Annotated in this window: 15 protein-coding genes and 1 tRNA gene; 7 read left to right on the top strand and 9 right to left on the bottom strand. The window is 61.9% G+C overall.

The genetic code is table 11. From position 1 onward, the window contains the following. Positions 1–62: 62 nt before the first annotated feature. The 4 genes from V0U79_RS10915 to V0U79_RS10900 form a co-directional block, all read right to left on the bottom strand. A complete protein-coding gene (locus tag V0U79_RS10915; RefSeq protein WP_330199544.1) occupies positions 63–2144 on the bottom strand; it encodes a DEAD/DEAH box helicase in 2082 nt (693 codons plus the stop codon). A 266-nt stretch (positions 2145–2410) separates the two neighbouring features. Then, positions 2411–2926: a GNAT family N-acetyltransferase gene (locus V0U79_RS10910; protein WP_330199543.1), complete on the bottom strand. Its 516-nt coding sequence runs from the start codon at positions 2924–2926 to the stop codon at positions 2411–2413. A 6-nt stretch (positions 2927–2932) separates the two neighbouring features. After that, positions 2933–3529, bottom strand: a complete 597-nt coding sequence (locus V0U79_RS10905) for a DUF1134 domain-containing protein (protein ID WP_330199542.1) — start codon at positions 3527–3529, stop codon at positions 2933–2935. A 93-nt stretch (positions 3530–3622) separates the two neighbouring features. Further along, positions 3623–4054, bottom strand: coding sequence for a BLUF domain-containing protein (locus V0U79_RS10900; protein WP_330199541.1), 432 nt, complete (start codon positions 4052–4054; stop codon positions 3623–3625). A 126-nt stretch (positions 4055–4180) separates the two neighbouring features. Here V0U79_RS10900 and lepA point away from each other — a divergent pair, with 126 nt between their 5' ends. Next, on the top strand, positions 4181–5989 hold the full coding sequence (gene lepA / locus V0U79_RS10895) for a translation elongation factor 4 (protein WP_330199546.1): 1809 nt from the start codon (positions 4181–4183) through the stop codon (positions 5987–5989). Between the two features lie 10 nt (positions 5990–5999). Here lepA and V0U79_RS10890 read toward each other — a convergent pair whose 3' ends face one another. Continuing rightward, the gene (locus tag V0U79_RS10890) at positions 6000–6836 is read right to left on the bottom strand and encodes a protein NO VEIN domain-containing protein (protein WP_373696469.1); all 837 of its coding nucleotides are present in this window, start codon (positions 6834–6836) and stop codon (positions 6000–6002) included. Positions 6837–6952: 116 nt separating this feature from the next. On the opposite strand from V0U79_RS10890, the gene V0U79_RS10885 reads away from it, so the two are divergent. Together V0U79_RS10885 and V0U79_RS10880 are read left to right on the top strand one after the other, a co-directional pair. Continuing rightward, complete coding sequence (locus V0U79_RS10885) at positions 6953–7609, top strand: helix-turn-helix domain-containing protein (RefSeq protein WP_330199539.1); 657 nt, start codon at positions 6953–6955, stop codon at positions 7607–7609. A 101-nt stretch (positions 7610–7710) separates the two neighbouring features. Further along, positions 7711–8919, top strand: coding sequence for a hypothetical protein (locus tag V0U79_RS10880; RefSeq protein WP_330199538.1), 1209 nt, complete (start codon positions 7711–7713; stop codon positions 8917–8919). Here the strand turns inward: V0U79_RS10880 and V0U79_RS10875 are convergent, their stop codons facing one another. Beyond that, positions 8920–9603, bottom strand: a complete 684-nt coding sequence (locus V0U79_RS10875) for a 2OG-Fe(II) oxygenase (protein ID WP_330199537.1) — start codon at positions 9601–9603, stop codon at positions 8920–8922. 133 nt (positions 9604–9736) lie between these two features. On the opposite strand from V0U79_RS10875, the gene V0U79_RS10870 reads away from it, so the two are divergent. Continuing rightward, positions 9737–10267: a peroxiredoxin gene (locus V0U79_RS10870; protein WP_330199536.1), complete on the top strand. Its 531-nt coding sequence runs from the start codon at positions 9737–9739 to the stop codon at positions 10265–10267. 63 nt (positions 10268–10330) lie between these two features. After that, positions 10331–11536: a phosphoglycerate dehydrogenase gene (gene serA / locus V0U79_RS10865; protein ID WP_330199535.1), complete on the top strand. Its 1206-nt coding sequence runs from the start codon at positions 10331–10333 to the stop codon at positions 11534–11536. On the opposite strand, the gene V0U79_RS10860 is transcribed toward serA, so the two are convergent. The 3 genes from V0U79_RS10860 to msrA all read right to left on the bottom strand — a co-directional run bounded on the left by V0U79_RS10860 (position 11533) and on the right by msrA (position 14405). Then, on the bottom strand, positions 11533–12195 hold the full coding sequence (locus V0U79_RS10860; RefSeq protein WP_330199534.1) for an HAD-IB family phosphatase: 663 nt from the start codon (positions 12193–12195) through the stop codon (positions 11533–11535). The genes serA and V0U79_RS10860 overlap by 4 nt on opposite strands. 78 nt (positions 12196–12273) lie before the next feature. Beyond that, a complete protein-coding gene (locus V0U79_RS10855; protein WP_330199533.1) occupies positions 12274–13575 on the bottom strand; it encodes a phosphoribosylglycinamide synthetase C domain-containing protein in 1302 nt (433 codons plus the stop codon). A gap of 173 nt (positions 13576–13748) precedes the next feature. Further along, positions 13749–14405 (bottom strand): peptide-methionine (S)-S-oxide reductase MsrA, encoded by a 657-nt coding sequence (gene msrA / locus V0U79_RS10850; RefSeq protein ID WP_330199532.1) that lies wholly within the window; start codon positions 14403–14405, stop codon positions 13749–13751. Positions 14406–14555: 150 nt separating this feature from the next. Here msrA and V0U79_RS10845 point away from each other — a divergent pair, with 150 nt between their 5' ends. After that, positions 14556–15290 carry a hypothetical protein gene (locus tag V0U79_RS10845; protein ID WP_330199531.1) on the top strand — a complete coding sequence of 245 codons (735 nt, stop codon included), beginning with the start codon at positions 14556–14558 and terminating at the stop codon, positions 15288–15290. A gap of 57 nt (positions 15291–15347) precedes the next feature. Continuing rightward, a tRNA-Ser gene (locus V0U79_RS10840) sits at positions 15348–15437 on the top strand. Positions 15438–15918: the final 481 nt, after the last annotated feature.

Here is a 15918-nt window from a genome sequence, read left to right as displayed (position 1 = left end):
CCGCCCCCCACGTCCCTTCGGGACACTCCCCCCGCAAGCGGGGGGAGAAACACCATCCTGTCCTAAGCCGACCGGCGACCGGGTCCGCCCGAACGCGAATTGCGCCGGCGGATGCCGCCGCTGCCATCCAGCATGCGGTCGAGACCGGTCTTGTTGCCATCGCGGCGGCGATTGTCATTGCCCGGCTTGCCGGGTTTTGCGCCGCTGCCCTGATGCTTGGGTTTGAGGGATTTCGGCCGATCCGTGTTCGGCCGGTCAGCGCGAGGACGCTCATCCCGTGCCGGCTTGCCTTGCGGGCGGCCACCCTGAGCACGATCCTCGGATTTGCGGTCACCATCGCGGCGCCGGTCCTGATCACGATCCCCGTGGAATTTGCCTTTCGGCTTTCCGCCACGGAACTGGCCTTCGGGACGGCCCTGTGGCTTGCCCGGGCGGGGTTTGCCGGAATAGGAACCCTCGGAACGCGGGCGGTCGGCCCGGCCGCGGTATTCACCCTCGGCTTCCGGTTTGCGCTCGGTGCGGGCGTGTTGTGCCCGCGCATCGTCGAAGACCGGCCCGGTCTTGCGGCGGTCACCGCCCTTCTGGTCCGGGCGCGTCTTGTTCCGGAACTGGCCGTCCGGTTTAGCCTGTGGGCTGCCGCCCTGCACGCGCTCTGCCGGCTTGCGATCGCTGTCCTGACGCCGGTCCTGATCGCGATCGCCGTGGAACTTGCCGTTCGGCTTTCCGCCCCGGAACTTGCTGCCCGGCCGGCCATGCGGCTTGCCGGAGTCCGGCCGGTCACCGCGCGGACGATCCGCACGGGAACGGTATTCACCATCTTCGGACGGTTTGCGGCCGGTGCGCGGCTGTTGCGCCATGATATCTTCCAGCTCAGGCTCGCGATTGCGGCGGTCATCGCCGCGATAGTCCGGACGCGGCTGGCGCGGCTTGTTACGCTGGCCACCTGCATTCGGCTTGCCACCACCCGGTTGCGCACCGCGCGGCTGTTCGGTGAAGGGCTTGGAGGGATGTTCGACATCGCCCCGGTCGTCGGTGACCGCCAGACGATAGCCAATCAGGCGCTCGATATCCTTCAAAAGGCCCCGCTCTTCCCGATCACAGAAGGCGATCGCGGTGCCGGACTTGCCGGCGCGAGCGGTGCGGCCAATCCGGTGGACATAGGATTCCGGCACGTTGGGCAGCTCGTAATTGACGACGTGGGACACGCCATCAATGTCGAGGCCGCGCGCCGCGATATCCGTGGCGACGAGAATGTTGGACCGGAAGGCCTTGAACCCGTCCAGTGCACGCTGGCGCTGGTTCTGGCTCTTGTTGCCATGGATGGCGACAGCCCGCAGATCGGCCTGGTTCAGACGGCGGCAGACCTTGTCGGCCCCGTGCTTGGTGCGGGTGAAGACGATGGCGCTGGTCACCGGATTTTCCGTCAGCACCTTCACCAGGCGTTCCAGTTTCTGGGACTTCTCCAGGAATTGGACTGACTGGTCGATCTGCTCGATCGGCCGGGAGACCGGGGCGACGGAAAGCTGTGCCGGGTCGTTCAGGAAATCATGGGCGAGACCGCGGATCTGCTTGGGCATGGTGGCCGACAGGAGAGCGGTCTGGCGGCCCTGCGGGGTCGACATCAGGATGCGGCGTATGCCCGGCAGGAAACCAAGGTCCATCATCTGGTCCGCCTCGTCGAGAACGACGGTCTTCACGCTGTCGAGATTGATGACGCCGGTCTTCATATGGTCGAGCAGGCGGCCGGGCGTGGCGATCAGGATATCGACACCGCCCTGCATGGCGCGAATCTGGCCACCCGGCTTCACACCGCCCATGACCACGGCAAAGCGCGGCCGGACCTGTTTGCCATAGGTTTTCACGGATTCAGCGATCTGCAGTGCCAGCTCGCGCGTCGGGGCAAGGATCAGCGCAGTGCAGGATTTCGGCTTCGCGCGAAGATCGGATGTCGCCAGCATGTTGAGGATGGGCAGGGTGAAGGCAGCCGTCTTGCCAGTGCCGGTCTGGGCCGTGCCCAGAAGGTCGCGCCCTTCCAGCAGAACCGGAATGGCCTGTTCCTGGATGGGGGTCGGGGTTTCATAGCCTTCAGCAGCGAGGGCTTTGAGGATCGGCTCGGCCAGGCCGAGATCGGTAAATTGGGTCAAGAAAAGTACTTTCGCATGTCATGTTCCGCCGGAACGGCATGCCGCCGGTCCCGCGCAGAACGGTTCTTCAAAATAGGGAGCTTGCGTAGACCAGCCGCCTGGATGATCCCCTGTCAGATGCAGGGGCGGGGCTTACCGCGGCGATCCGGAATTGGATTCCCGCTCGGCCTATGGTTCACCGCCAATCCGGACATCCGGAACTCTACGCGCGGTGCAAAGACGCGCGCTCCTTCACACAGACCGCGCCAAATAGCAAACGAAATCGCTTATCCGCCAAAAGCCGGATGATAGCGGATGATCCCCGGTCCGGGAGTAACAGGGTGCGGGATGATGATCTGGAAGGCCTGGGCCATTTCCGGGATGGAGCCGTCATCCGCCTCCCATTTCCAGCCGCGCTCGATGGCCGGCGAGAAGCCGAAGCGGGCATAATAGTCCGGCTCACCCAGCACACAGAAGAAGCGCACCGGCAAATGTTTGAGGCTGTCCATGGCGGTTTCGATCAGCGCTGTTCCAATCCCCTTGTCCTGATAGTCGGGATGAACCGCGACCGGCCCCAGGCCCAGGCCGCGCAGGACTTCACCGGAGTCCAGATCACAGCTGGCGGGCGAATACATGACCGCGCCGATGATGTCGCCATGATGGTCAGCGACCAGTTCCAGACTGTCGGCATCGTCTGCGCGAAGGGCCTCGACAATGACGCCTTCATCCGGCTGCCGGAAGGCGGCATCGAGCACCGATCGGATCTGCGCGTAGTCCTCCGGAGAGGCGTTGCGGATCTGCATGTGAGGCTAGAAGGGCAGCCAGTTGCGGCGGCGGGAATAGGCCAGATAGCCGATGTTCGCACCGGCGCGCAGTCCGACACCCGAGCGGATCGGAGCCAGGGTGATGCCATCGGCACGCTGATAATTCACGCCCATGCCGGCGACGAAATAGGCCGAACCCTCCACGCCCGGAAAGCGGCGGTAGATGCGGTCAGCCTCGTCCATATTGTAGACCAGAACGAAAACGCGGCTGGCATTGCCGCCGGTGTCAAAACCGATGGACGGACCTTGCCAGTAGACATGAGAGCGCTCGCCATTGCGCATGGTCAGATAGCCCTCGCCATAGCGCAGACCCACACCGACGGCGCCGGCGACTTCCTCACCAGCGACATAGCCGACCGGCCGGCCGAGATCGGAGAACACCCGCTCGATGACGGCCGCAGCGGCTTCTGCGGTCACGCCGAAGAAATCGGCCACGGCCTCAACCATTTCCTCCTGGGAATATGTATCGACGCCCTGCGAATACTCGCTGGGCTGGCCATAATCCGGGTTCTGCTGGGCAAGACCGGGCGCAGCCAGGCCGGCAGCGGCCAGAAGGGCGATGACAATTTGGCGGAAGGGCATGACGAGTCTCCTGAACCCTGCGCAGTTTTTATATCAGATTGTGCGCGTGAATTCCGGCAAGACAATGACGATCCGGTTAGGGCTGCGTTAATCTCATGCGGCTTTCGGAACGCTCAGGAAACTTGTGAAGAGCACCCGCACGGTCGGATCCAGCCTCGATGGAAGGGCTGCTTTCAGCGAGCCATGGGTCAGCGGAAACCAGTCCTTGCCCTGCAGGGAATGGCCGGCCTCGACAAAGCTGTAGCCCATGGACCAGCCCGGGAATTGCCGCTCTTCGGTATCTTCGAGCAGGATACGGATGACATTCTCGTGCCGCTTGTCGGCGGCAATCGTCTCGAACAGGCTCTGCAGGTCGGAATTCGGGCCCTCCAGAAGCTGCATGAAATTCGTGCCGTCGAACAGTAGAAGACCGGTGATATCCAGCCGCGCATTATTGATACGCGCCGCTTCCAGGATGTCGTCGACCTCCGCAGTTTCCAACGCACCGGCTGCGCGGGAAACATAGATCATGCGAGTGAGTGTCATCCCGCTGCCCTTAACCCCTTAATCTGTATGGGAATATACCGCCGGTTTCGCGCGCTGCAAGGCAGACTTCGGGGCTAGCGCACAGGACGCTTGGCGGACCCCTTCGCCAATGCTACTTCCCGCGCCATGACAATCGATCCGAACCTTATCCGGAATTTCTCCATCGTGGCGCATATCGACCACGGGAAATCGACGCTGGCCGACCGCCTGATCCAGATCACGGGCGGGCTGACCGAGCGTGAGATGAAGGAGCAGGTGCTCGACAATATGGAGCTCGAGCGCGAGCGGGGGATCACGATCAAGGCCCAGACTGTCCGGCTGGAATACACGGCCCAGGACGGCAAGACCTACATCCTGAACCTGATCGACACGCCGGGCCATGTGGACTTCGCCTATGAAGTCTCGCGTTCGCTCTATGCCTGTGAAGGCGCGTTGCTGGTGGTGGATGCGGCCCAGGGCGTGGAAGCCCAGACACTGGCCAATGTCTATCAGGCGATCGATGCGGATCTGGAAATCGCCCCGGTTCTGAACAAGATCGATCTGCCCGCTGCCGAACCCGATCGTGTGAAAGAGCAGATCGAGGATGTGATCGGCATCGAGGCGCAGGATGCGATCGAGATTTCTGCCAAGACCGGGCTGAATGTCGACCAGGTGCTCGAAACCATCGTCACCAAGCTGCCGCCGCCCAAGGCTGGCGACCCCAATGCGCCTCTGAAGGCGCTGCTGGTGGATAGCTGGTATGACCCCTATCTGGGCGTGATCTGTCTGGTGCGGATCATGGAAGGCCAGTTGAAAAAGGGCATGCGCGTGCGTCTGATGGGCACGGGCGCCTCCTATGGCGTCGACGGTGTCGGCGTGTTCACACCGGCCAAAAAGAATGTTGATGCGCTGGGCCCGGGCGAGATCGGCTTCCTCAATGCCTCGATCAAGCAGGTGCGCGATGCGCGCGTGGGTGACACCGTCACCGACGAGCGCCGCCCGACCGACAAGGCGCTGCCCGGCTTCAAGCCTGCCATTCCGGTAGTATTCTGTGGCCTGTTCCCGGTCGATTCAGCCGAGTTCGAGGATCTGCGCGATGCTATCGAAAGGCTGGCGCTGAATGATGCGTCCTTCTCGTTCGAGATGGAGACCTCGGCGGCGCTGGGCTTCGGCTTCCGCTGTGGTTTCCTCGGCCTCCTCCATCTGGAAGTGATCCGCGAGCGGCTGGAGCGGGAATACAATGTCGAGCTGATCACCACGGCGCCATCCGTGGTCTACAAGCTGAAGATGACGGACGGATCGGAGATGGATCTCCACAATCCGGCCGATATGCCTGATCCGGTGAAAGTCGCTTCGATCTCGGAACCGTGGATCACGGCGACGATCCTCGTGCCGGACGAATATCTCGGCGGTGTGCTGAAGCTGTGCGAGGACCGGCGCGGCATCCAGCAGGAGCTGACCTATGCGGGCAGCCGCGCCATGGTGGTCTATGAACTTCCCCTCAACGAGGTGGTGTTCGACTTCTATGACCGTCTGAAATCGGTGACCAAGGGCTATGCCTCATTCGACTATCAGTGGAAGGACTACCGTGAGAATGATCTCGTGAAGATGTCGATCCTCGTCAATGACGAGCCGGTCGATGCCCTGTCGATGATCGTTCACCGCAGCCGGGCCGAAGCGCGTGGCCGCGCCATGTGCGAAAAGCTGAAAGACCTGATCCCGCGGCATATGTTCAAAATCCCCATCCAGGCCGCGATCGGCGGGCGGATCATAGCGCGTGAAACCCTGTCCGCCCTGCGCAAGGACGTGACCGCGAAATGCTATGGCGGCGACGCCACGCGGAAGCGGAAACTTCTGGAAAAGCAGAAGGCGGGTAAAAAGAAGATGCGCCAGTTCGGCAAGGTCGACATCCCGCAGGAAGCGTTCATCGCGGCGCTGAAGATGGACGGGGATTAGTGCTCCAATCTTATTGAAAACTCGCTTGAAATGAGGTTGGCGTGAGAGAAACGTGTGCCTCTAGTGGTGGGTAGATTTCGAAGGCTTTTGGGGCTCTCGAAAAATTCCAGAGTCGGAAAAGGCACCAATCCGAGCCATTTATCTCCGCTACGGCAAGTTCGTTTCGAGAGATATGGAAGGGCGTGCGTTCCCATCCATTTGTTGTTTTAACTTCGATTAGTCGCGGCTTCCCATTGGGCAGATAGCTTGCAATGTCGTAGCCCGCGCCGTCGCCGTCGACTTGTGACACCCACCTCACTTTCTTGGCGAGATCCTCTCGTCCCGCATAACGAAGTCCGGCGATCTCGAAATTGAGGACGTGCTCCTCGCCGGCTTTTCCAAGTTTTCGATTTCGCTCGTCACGGCCGGCTACGTCGAACTTCTGAGCAATCCCAAGCATTTGCTCGAGTTCCTCGGGCGGCGGCTTATTGGATAATGTTGGCGGATGGCCAACAAAGAATTGATCAGGCTCGGTAAAAGAGATCCCAGCAGTGTTACGAGGTGATCTTTCGTACCAATCAGGGCGCCTTGTAAGCCAACGCGCAACAGCATCTACCAAAGACGTTTGAAAATTGAAGGCTGGTTTGTAGCCTTCAATCCAATCTTCGCCGAGCCCTTTCAATACCGCGCTGATATTTTGGTGTTTAAACTCAACAGAGCCTTCGGATCGGCTGTTTAGCCGCCCAAGAAGTTTCCGTCTGTGATCAGCTTTGCTGTAGGAGTTTCCTGCGAGTTCGTCCGCAAGCATCGCGAAGTAGTCTGCAACGATTTGGTCGTTCTCGTCATCTGTCCAAGGAGCTGGCGTCATCATTGTAGTCTCAGACGGTCTAAACTGATTGGTCAATGACGAATTCCCGGACGGTGCTTCGTGATGTTGAACAACCTGCTTTCCCCTCCCTCGAGCTTTCCGCTACCCTCGCTCCCATGAGGACCGCCTATGAAACCCGCCACGCGGCCGGCGACGCGCTGCCGGTGCACCGGCATGCGGAGAGCTATGCCGCGCTGGTGCTCGATGGCGGGTATGAGGAGGTGACAGCCGATGGCCGCTTTGCCTGCGCGCCCGGCATGCTGGTCATCCATCCGGCCTGGCACGCCCATGGGGATGCTTTCGGGGTCGGCGGAGCGGTGGTTCTGAACCTGCCCGCGCCCGCCGCTGACGGGTTCTCTGCCATCCGCGTTTCCGATCCGGAAGCGCTGGAGCGGCTGGCGCGCCGTGATCCGTTAAAGGCGGCCGAAGTCGCGCGGGAGGAATGCGAGACAGTACCGCCGCTTTCCCCGGCCCACTGGCTTGTTCGTCTGACGCGGCTGTTGTCGGCGGAAAACGATCTGCCGATCGAGGCCATGGCGGCGCAATGCGGTGTATCGGCCGAGCATGCGGCCCGCGCCTGCAAGCGCTGGTTTGGTTTGTCGCCGGTGCAGCTGCGCAAGGAAAGGCGGCTTCAGGCGGCGATCGCCTTGCTGCGGGCGGGCGCTAGCCCGGCCGAAGCGGCCAGCGGGGCCGGCTTTGCCGACCAGCCGCACCTGACGCGCCTGTTGAAGCAGGCCACCGGCCATACACCGGCGCGGTTTCCGGCGCGCTGAATTTTTCGGCCCGGATCAATCCTGTTCAAGACGGACGCCCTGACGGCTGATCTAAGGAGCGGAAGGGAAGGGGTTTGACCCTCGATATCAGGAGTGAACCCTTGAAGCGTCTTCTTGTTCCGTGTCTGGCCGTGCTGGCGCTGGCCGCCTGCAGCCCGTCTGAAACGCCCGAAACCGCGCACGGCTCCTCTGCTGCGCCCGACCCCGGGATTCCTACCGATCGCGACGGTGTTATGACCACGCAATGGTCGGTCACCCGCGCAGAAGGCATGGATGCAATCCTGCTGATCGGCGCGGCCGGTGGCGACGTCATGCAGGCCGATATCTATCCCGACGAGATTGCCTGGGTCCGCGAGAATGTCTCTGCCGAAGGCCTCGCGGCGATTGACGCGATTGACCAGCGCCTGCGGCAGGAGATCGGCGTTCTGACCGGACCGTCCATGGCCTATTTTTTTTCCGCCAATGATGTCGGCTCGCTGGAGGATGTGATCGCCTCCGCCCGCGATCCGCGCGGCCGGTTGATGCCGGCCCTGATGACCTCCCCGCATTGGGACGAACAGCAATTTGCAAGCGCGGAACGGTTGATGCCAACCCTGCTGACCGCGTTCGAGGCCCTGCAGGCGGCGGGGTTTTCAGACTGGTATGAAGATAATTTTGCGGCCGGTGTGCAGGCCGGGATTGCCACCAATCTGGCGGCGGTCTCGCCCTATGATCTGATCTCCGAGCAGGCCAATCTGTTGGGCCGGGAACTGGACCCGCAGATCGAGATCCTGATCGCCAATTTCAGCCAGCCCTATGGCATCCGCATCATGGGCCAGCGCTTTGTGGCGTATCAGGGCTGGTCACCGGCGATCCAGCTGCGGGTGGCGGCGCACGAAATCTTTCATCCGCCGTTTGATCCGAATGATGCGGACTTGTTCGCCCAGCTGGCCAACCTGGAATCCGACCCGTGGATGATCTCCATCGTCGAGGATCATGATCCGCAATATGGCTATCGGACGTTTTCGGGGGTCATCAATGAAGGCTCCACCCAGGCGCTCGACCAGATTGTCGCCGACCGGCTGGGCTTTGCGCAGGATCCGGGCGAGCGCTGGCGCAATTCTGATGGCGGCATGCACATGTTTGCCGCAGCGGCCTATCACGCCATGATCGAGGACGGCTTCGCTGAAACCGGCGGGGTCTATTCCGATTGGCTGAAATCCGCGCTGGAACGGGGCCTGCTCTCGCCGGAGGAAACCCGCCGGAGGGCGGCCGAGATCGTTGGTCAGGAAACCGTCGACCAATGGGGCCCGCACCGCAGCGTGGAGTGATCAGGCCGCGGGATCCAGTACGCCGCCCACGCCGGGATTGACGCGGAACCATCCCGCCAGCCCCAGGCGCGGCACGGCGGTGGCGCGCACGGCATGGGGGATGGTTTCCGACATCATCAGCAGGAGATCGCCGCCGCGCGGGGCCAGGGTCGCCACCGGGTGTCCGTGATCATCCGGGCCGGTCCACACATCCAGCTCGCCGCCATCCCCGTCCTGCCAGTCTGCATTCAGCCAGGCGACCAGCGAGACAATGCGGTCGCGCGGCCGGTCGGCAAAGGCATCGAGATGGCGGGCATAATGGCCGCCGGCCGGATAGCGGGCGAAATGCGCCTCGAACTCGAACAGGCCGGCAAACAGGGCGCGGTTGATCTCCAGCCGCAGGGCTTCGGTGCCGCCGAGAAATTGCCGCTCGGCGGGATGCTCGCCGGTCAGCCAGGCGATTTCGGTCTGGCGGATCGAATTGGCGCGGGTTTCGGTTTCGCCCCGGCCGATGCGGGCGCGGGCCAGCTCGCCCTCTTCGAACAGAACTTCGAGGCGATCGCGCAGGGATGTCACTAGATCTCCGGGCAGGGCGCCGGTTGCATGGGCCCAGCCTTTCGTGGCCAGGTCCTCGATCAGGGTTGCGGTGCGGTTTTCGCCGAAGAAAGGCGCAGGCGCGGGGCCTGCCGGAAAATCCAGTGTCATGTCCGTTCCGCCAGAAGGTGGCGCGCTTTATGGCCAAAGCAGAGGCGGTGCAAGCAAATTTGATCCGGCAGGGCTCGCAAGACGTAGATACTCGCACTACATCTTATGGCGAATTGCGACAGGAGCTGCCCCCATGATCCGTTCTCTGCTTGCCCTGGCTGTTACCGCCAGCCTCTCCACCGCCGCGCTCGCCGAGCTGGAGCCGGGCGAAACCGCGCCGGATTTCACCGTGTCCGGCTTCCAGGCCGGTGAGCCGGTCGACTTCACCCTGTCCGAAGCGCTGGAAAGCGGTCCGGTCGTGCTGTTCTTCTTCCCGGCCGCCTTCACCGATGGCTGCGAGGCCCAGGCCGCCAGCTTTGCCGAGAGCATCGAGGATTTTCATGCGCTGGGTGCGCAGGTCATTGGCGTGACGGCGGGTAATACCGAACGTCTGGCCGACTTCTCCACGCAGCACTGCGCAGATGCCTTTCCGGTGTTTGCCATCGCTGATGACATGATGAGCGAGTATGAGGTCCGCCTCATGATGCGTCCGGGCTGGACCCAGCGGACCACCTATGTCATCGGCACCGACCAGACGATTGTGCTCGAATATACCGAACTGAATCCCTACGAGCATGTTGACCGTTCGCTGGAGGCACTGCGCACACTGGCCGGCGGACAGTAAGCCGCACTTCAAACCGGACCGGAATCCTGTTTTGCTGCTCTGCAGCACAGCAGGACCGGTCTGATGAAAGCGCTACTTCTCGAGAATATTCACCCTGATGCCGATACGGTTCTGAACCGGATTCCGGGCATCGAGATCGAACGGCGCACCTCGGCGCTGGATGCGGATGCGCTGAAAGAAGCGCTTCAGGGTGTCAACCTTGTCGGTATCCGCTCACGCACCAAGATCACCGAAGACGTGCTGGCCGCGGCGCCGGATTTGCTGGCCATTGGCTGTTTCTGCATTGGTACCAATCAGGTGGACCTCGAGGCGGCAGCGCGCCACGGCGTCGCGGTTTTCAATGCTCCCTTCGCCAATACCCGGTCGGTGGCGGAACTGACGCTGGCTTCGGCCGTCATGCTGATGCGCGGCATTCCGGAAAAGCTGGCGGCCATCCGCCGCGGCGAATGGATGAAATCGGCGGTCGGTTCGCACGAGGTCCGGGCCAAGAAGCTGGGTATTGTCGGCTATGGCAATATCGGCTCGCAATTGTCCGTGCTGGCATCAGGGCACGGCATGCATGTCTATTTCTATGATATTGAGCCCAAGCTGGCGCACGGCAATGCGCGGCCGGTCGGATCGCTTGATGAGTTGCTTGAAATTTCCGACGTGGTGACCCTGCACGTCCCGTCAACGCCACAGACGCGGATGATGATGGACAAGGCCGCGATCGCGAAGATGAAGCCCGGCAGCTTCCTGATCAATCACGCCCGCGGCGATCTGGTCGATGTGGATGCGCTGGCCGAAGCGCTGAAATCCGGTCATCTGGCCGGCGCGGCGGTGGATACCTATCCGGTGGAACCGGCCTCGAAGAATGATGAATTCGTCAGCCCGCTCCGGTCCTGTGAAACGGCGCTGCTGACGCCGCATATCGGTGGATCAACCGAGGAGGCGCAGGCCGCCATCGGCATGGATGCCGGCATGAAGCTGTGGCGCTATGCGGTGACGGGCGGGTCGGCAAAATCGGTGAATTTCCCCGAGCTGGAAGCGGGTGATCTGGTCGAGGGCCGGACGCGCATTCTCGCCCTGCATGGCAATGCGCCGGGCTATCTCTCCGAGCTGACCAAGGCGGTTTCCGGTGCCGGGCTGAACATTGCCGCCCAGTATCTCAATACGGTGGGCGGGATCGGCTATGTGTCGACCGATGTGGAAGGTGATGTGCCGGCGGATCTGCTGGACGCCCTGCGCACGGCGAACGGGACGATTCGGATCCGGACGCTGAGCGCCTAGCCCAGAAGAATGCGCTGCAGATCGCCGATCGTGTCGGCAAAGTCCGGAGCGCGTTCAACGACCGCATCGCGGCGGGCAATCGCGCCAAAGCCGACGAAATGATCGGCGGCACCCGCGGTGAGGGTTTCCAGATCGGTGACGCCATCGCCGACCATCCAGACCGACGCATAGTTTTCCTGCTGTCTCAGCACGGAGAGGATGCGCGGTTTGCCGCCATTGTCGGATAGCGGATTGTGGACATCGATGCCGGCCACCTTGTCGCCATCCCAGCTGAATGTGTTGGCGAAAATCTCGCTGCTGGCAAAGCCCAGATCGCGAAGGGCAAGGCGCAGAATGTCGGCAAAGCCGCCGGAAATGGCGCACACCCTGTCGCCGCGTTTGCGCAGGGCAGAGAGGAGATCACTCATGCCCGGCGTCAGATGTTCGCAGAGCGCCACGGCCGCGCCGGCAATGTCGCTGCGGGTCAGCGTGGTCAGATCAAGCCGGGAGATCAGGGACTGGCGGAAGGACAGGGTGCCGTTCATGCCGCCAGAGGTGAGCTGTTCGATCTGCTCGGCGGTTTCCGGTCCCAGCTTGCGCGTCAGCGCGAAGTCGAGGCTTTCAACCGCCAGCAGGGTCGAGTCGACATCAAAGCAGACAAGGCGCGGACCGGTGAGCACGGACAGGCAGACTCCGTTGAAAGAAACAGTGTCTGCGCAGCCGGTTAAGCAATTCTGGACGATGCGCCGGTTCGCGGACTAGTTCTCGCGCAGATAGCCCCAAGTGTGCAGCCGGTCAGAATCATCGATCCAGCGATCGCCGATATCATCACGGAAATACATGTTCGGGATCAATATGTTCTGGATGCGGGCATAGGCCTGCTTCTGGGCTTCGCGCATGGTCGAACCGGAACCGGACACCACAAGCGCCAGCCCGGCTCCGCCGGTCACCAGCCATTCGTCATTGACCCGCTTCACATCATGGATGTGGACGCCTTCCGTCATCGGCCGCTTGAAGACGATGGCGGCGCCTTTCGAATAACTCTCGAAGGTTTCCTTGTCCTTGAACGGATAGGGCGGCACCACCAGGCGGACCCCGACCTGGAAGCCGCGCTTGACCTTGAATTTGGCCGGACCGCCGGTGGCCATCTGGTGGAAGAAATCCGCCAGCGGCATGGCCAGCCCATCGGACTGGATCTGGATCGTCGGATAGCCGAAGCGCGACGTGAACTCGAGCGGATAGATCCCGTGACTGTTGACGATACAGTTGAGGTCCATATAGCCGACAAAGCCTTCTCCAGCGAGCTTCGGGGCGAGCTTGGCCAGGGTTTCGCGATACAGACGGTTGGGACCGGACCAGAACATGCTGGTGCCCATTTCGCCGGTCGCCGGGCCGACATTTCCGGGCAGCAATTTCTTGTGCTCGAAATTGATATTGATCGGGTCCATGAATTCGCGGCCATTGAAGAAGCCGCCGACCGCCACCTCGACCCCGGTCACCTTGTGCTGCAGCTGGAAGACCTTGATCGTGTCCGACCAGACCCGCTTGTAAGCCTCGAGGACGCGGGCCACATCCGAGCCGTCTTCTTCCATGCCAACGAACAAAAGCCGCTTGATGTTCTGGGCCTCGCCTGACGGCTTGATCACATAACGGCGCGGATTGGCGCGGACATGGGCGATGGCTTCGTCAAAATCGGTGAATTCCCGATAGGGCAGGATGTTGATCCCGGCCTTCTTCAGCTCCTCCTGACCAAAGGACCGGTCATCTTCCAGCTGGTCGGTATAGGGCGTGCCGCCAATGACAGCCTTGCCCTGCTGGCGCAGCGCGTGGGCTTTCTCGCCCTGGCCCAGCACATCATCGAAAACGATAATGTCTGCCCAGTCGACATGCTCGCGCCAGTCATCGACCTTTGGCACGAATCCGTCGCCGATATCGGCTTCAGCGGGGTTTTCGATGCAATAGCGCACCTCATGGCCCTCGCGCAGGATGCGCCAGGCCGGGTCGACATGCAGGCCATCGGTGGAAACAAAGAGGAAGTGGCGTTTAGCGGAATCGGTCATGGCAATGCGCACAGAATTGAGGCGCGACCTGGCGGCCGGGACTATCCCTTCGGGTATCGCGCGGGGTTATCGAACAAGACACTGCCGCCATCGGCTGGATCATACCGTATCCGGTATCGATGTCCTGTTCGGCGCCGCTCCTCTATCAGTTTTTCAGGCGCTGTCTATCGAAATCAATTGGCCGCCGGTGGCGCAATCGGACAGACCACGCCGGTGCCGCCAATGCCGCAATAGCCGCCCGGATTCTTGGCCAGATATTGCTGGTGATCATCTTCGGCATAGTAGAAGGGGCCGGCCTCGGCGAGCTCGGTAGTGACGCGGCCCCGCCCGGCATCGCCCAGCGCCTCCTCGTAGAGGCGGGCGCTTTCCAGAACCACGGCCTTCTGATCATCCGTGGTCCAGAAAATCGCCGAGCGGTATTGCGTGCCGACATCATTGCCCTGGCGCATGCCCTGGGTGGGGTCATGGCTTTCCCAGAACAGTTTCAGCAGGGCTTCCAGCGAAACCTTCTGCGGATCAAAGACAATGCGCACGGTCTCGGTATGACCGGTCGCGCCGGTGCAGACCTCCTGATAGGTGGCGTTCTTCGTGTAACCGCCGGCATAGCCCACGGCTGTCGAGACCACGCCACCGGTTTCCCAGAAGATCCGTTCCGCACCCCAGAAACAGCCCATGGCAAAGAAAATTACCTCTTCGCCCGGCCTGACCTCGGTCAGGGACGCCCCGGTCACAAAGTGCGGACGCGGCATGAGAATGGCCTCTTCGCGGCCCGGCAGGGCTTGTTCTGCGGGAATGGATTCCGTTTTCCAGCGCTTGTCGAACCAGGCCATGGCCGTGCCTTTCCAGGATCAGAATGTTCCTAACAGATAAGCCATGGGGGCAATTTCGCCAGAGGGACATTGATCAAATTATGCAGCGCTTTCCGTGAGTCCGCTGGCTGTCTGCCGCAACCGGCCGGGCTTGCTGCTTGCCGCCGGCGCATGATCAATACCGCCATCATGCCGATGCGCTGTCTTCTTCTCCTTCTTTTCCTTGCGATGACCGCGCCGGCCTTCGCCCAGGGCGGCAATGTCTTCGGGCCGACAGTCCGGGAGGGTGAGCGCGGCTGGGAATGGAGGGCAATGGCCGAGCTCGACGACCATTCCGATATCAGCGGTTCGACCCGGCTGCATTACCAGCAGGCTTTCAATGAGGCCGTCCGATTGCGCGGCCTTGTGCAGTTCGCCGCCGATCCGGGGGAGAGTCTTTCACCGCAATTCGCCCGCGCCGAACTGCTCTGGCAGTATCGCGAGGAAACAGCGGGAGGCTATCAGGCGGCTTTCCGCTTCGATGCCCGGCTCAGTGCAGACGGTGCGCACCGGCTCGGTGTCAGCTGGGTACATCAGCGCGATTTTGCCGGCTACTGGCGAGTACGGGCCATCCTGACCGGCGATCATGAAGTCGGGGCGGGCGCGGCTGACGGGGTGCGGATCAGCTACCGGTCCCGATTGTCGCGCCGCCTCCATGAACGCCTGGAGGCCGGAATCGAGGCGTTTGGCCGGGTGGGAAACCTTGCAGACGGCCTGCCCGGTTTCGATGCGCAGCGCCACACGATTGGCCCGGCTGTGTTCGGTCCGATCAATGAGCGCTGGCGCTGGCATGTCACTTCGCAGTTCGCGATATCAAACGCGGCCAGTGATGTGCCGGTCCGCTTTCGCCTCTACCGGCGGTTCTGACCGCCGCGCGCGCTTGACCCGCGGGGTGGCTTGGCTATTTTGCGCGCCTTCCAGTGCGGAGAGGTGGCCGAGTGGTCGAAGGCGCACGCCTGGAACGCGTGTATACGGGCAACCGTATCGAGGGTTCGAATCCCTCTCTCTCCGCCACTAACCCCCAACACCGGTCTCCGCCCGCGGGCTTTCTCTGCCAAGGCTCGGTAACAGGGCGGGTTTTGTCTCCATCATCCCTAACTGGCCGCCGTTCTAACGCCGTCTTGCGGGCCTGTTTGGGTGCGTTGGGAGGGCTGGTCTCTGTGCTTCGCCGACATGGGTAAGTTTGCCTGTTATGGGCGATTAACAGGGAATTTTTTCAATTTTCGGCCCAATAACAGGGGCCTTGGAAGCGGTGCCGCTGCAGATAACCGAATAATCCCATATAAATCAGCACCATGACAGCTTCGAAACGGTGTTCCTGTTATTACGCAGAACAGGGGTTTTTGTACGCTGTATCAGGTCGCTGAATTAAGGATATCAGGGTGCGTTCTTCGCAATAACAGGCTGAGCCCTGGGCCGGCGTTTTGTCAGGATATTGAGGGGTTCGTGGCCATGGCCTGGATCATCGCGCGCTGCCCGGTCCAGCCGAGCGGCA

It is taken from the genome of Hyphobacterium lacteum (assembly GCF_036330345.1).
GTDB classification, from domain to species: Bacteria; Pseudomonadota; Alphaproteobacteria; order Caulobacterales; family Maricaulaceae; genus Hyphobacterium; species Hyphobacterium lacteum.
The sequence above is the reverse complement of the archived record's forward strand: the minus strand, read 5'-3'. Positions and strand labels throughout refer to the sequence as shown.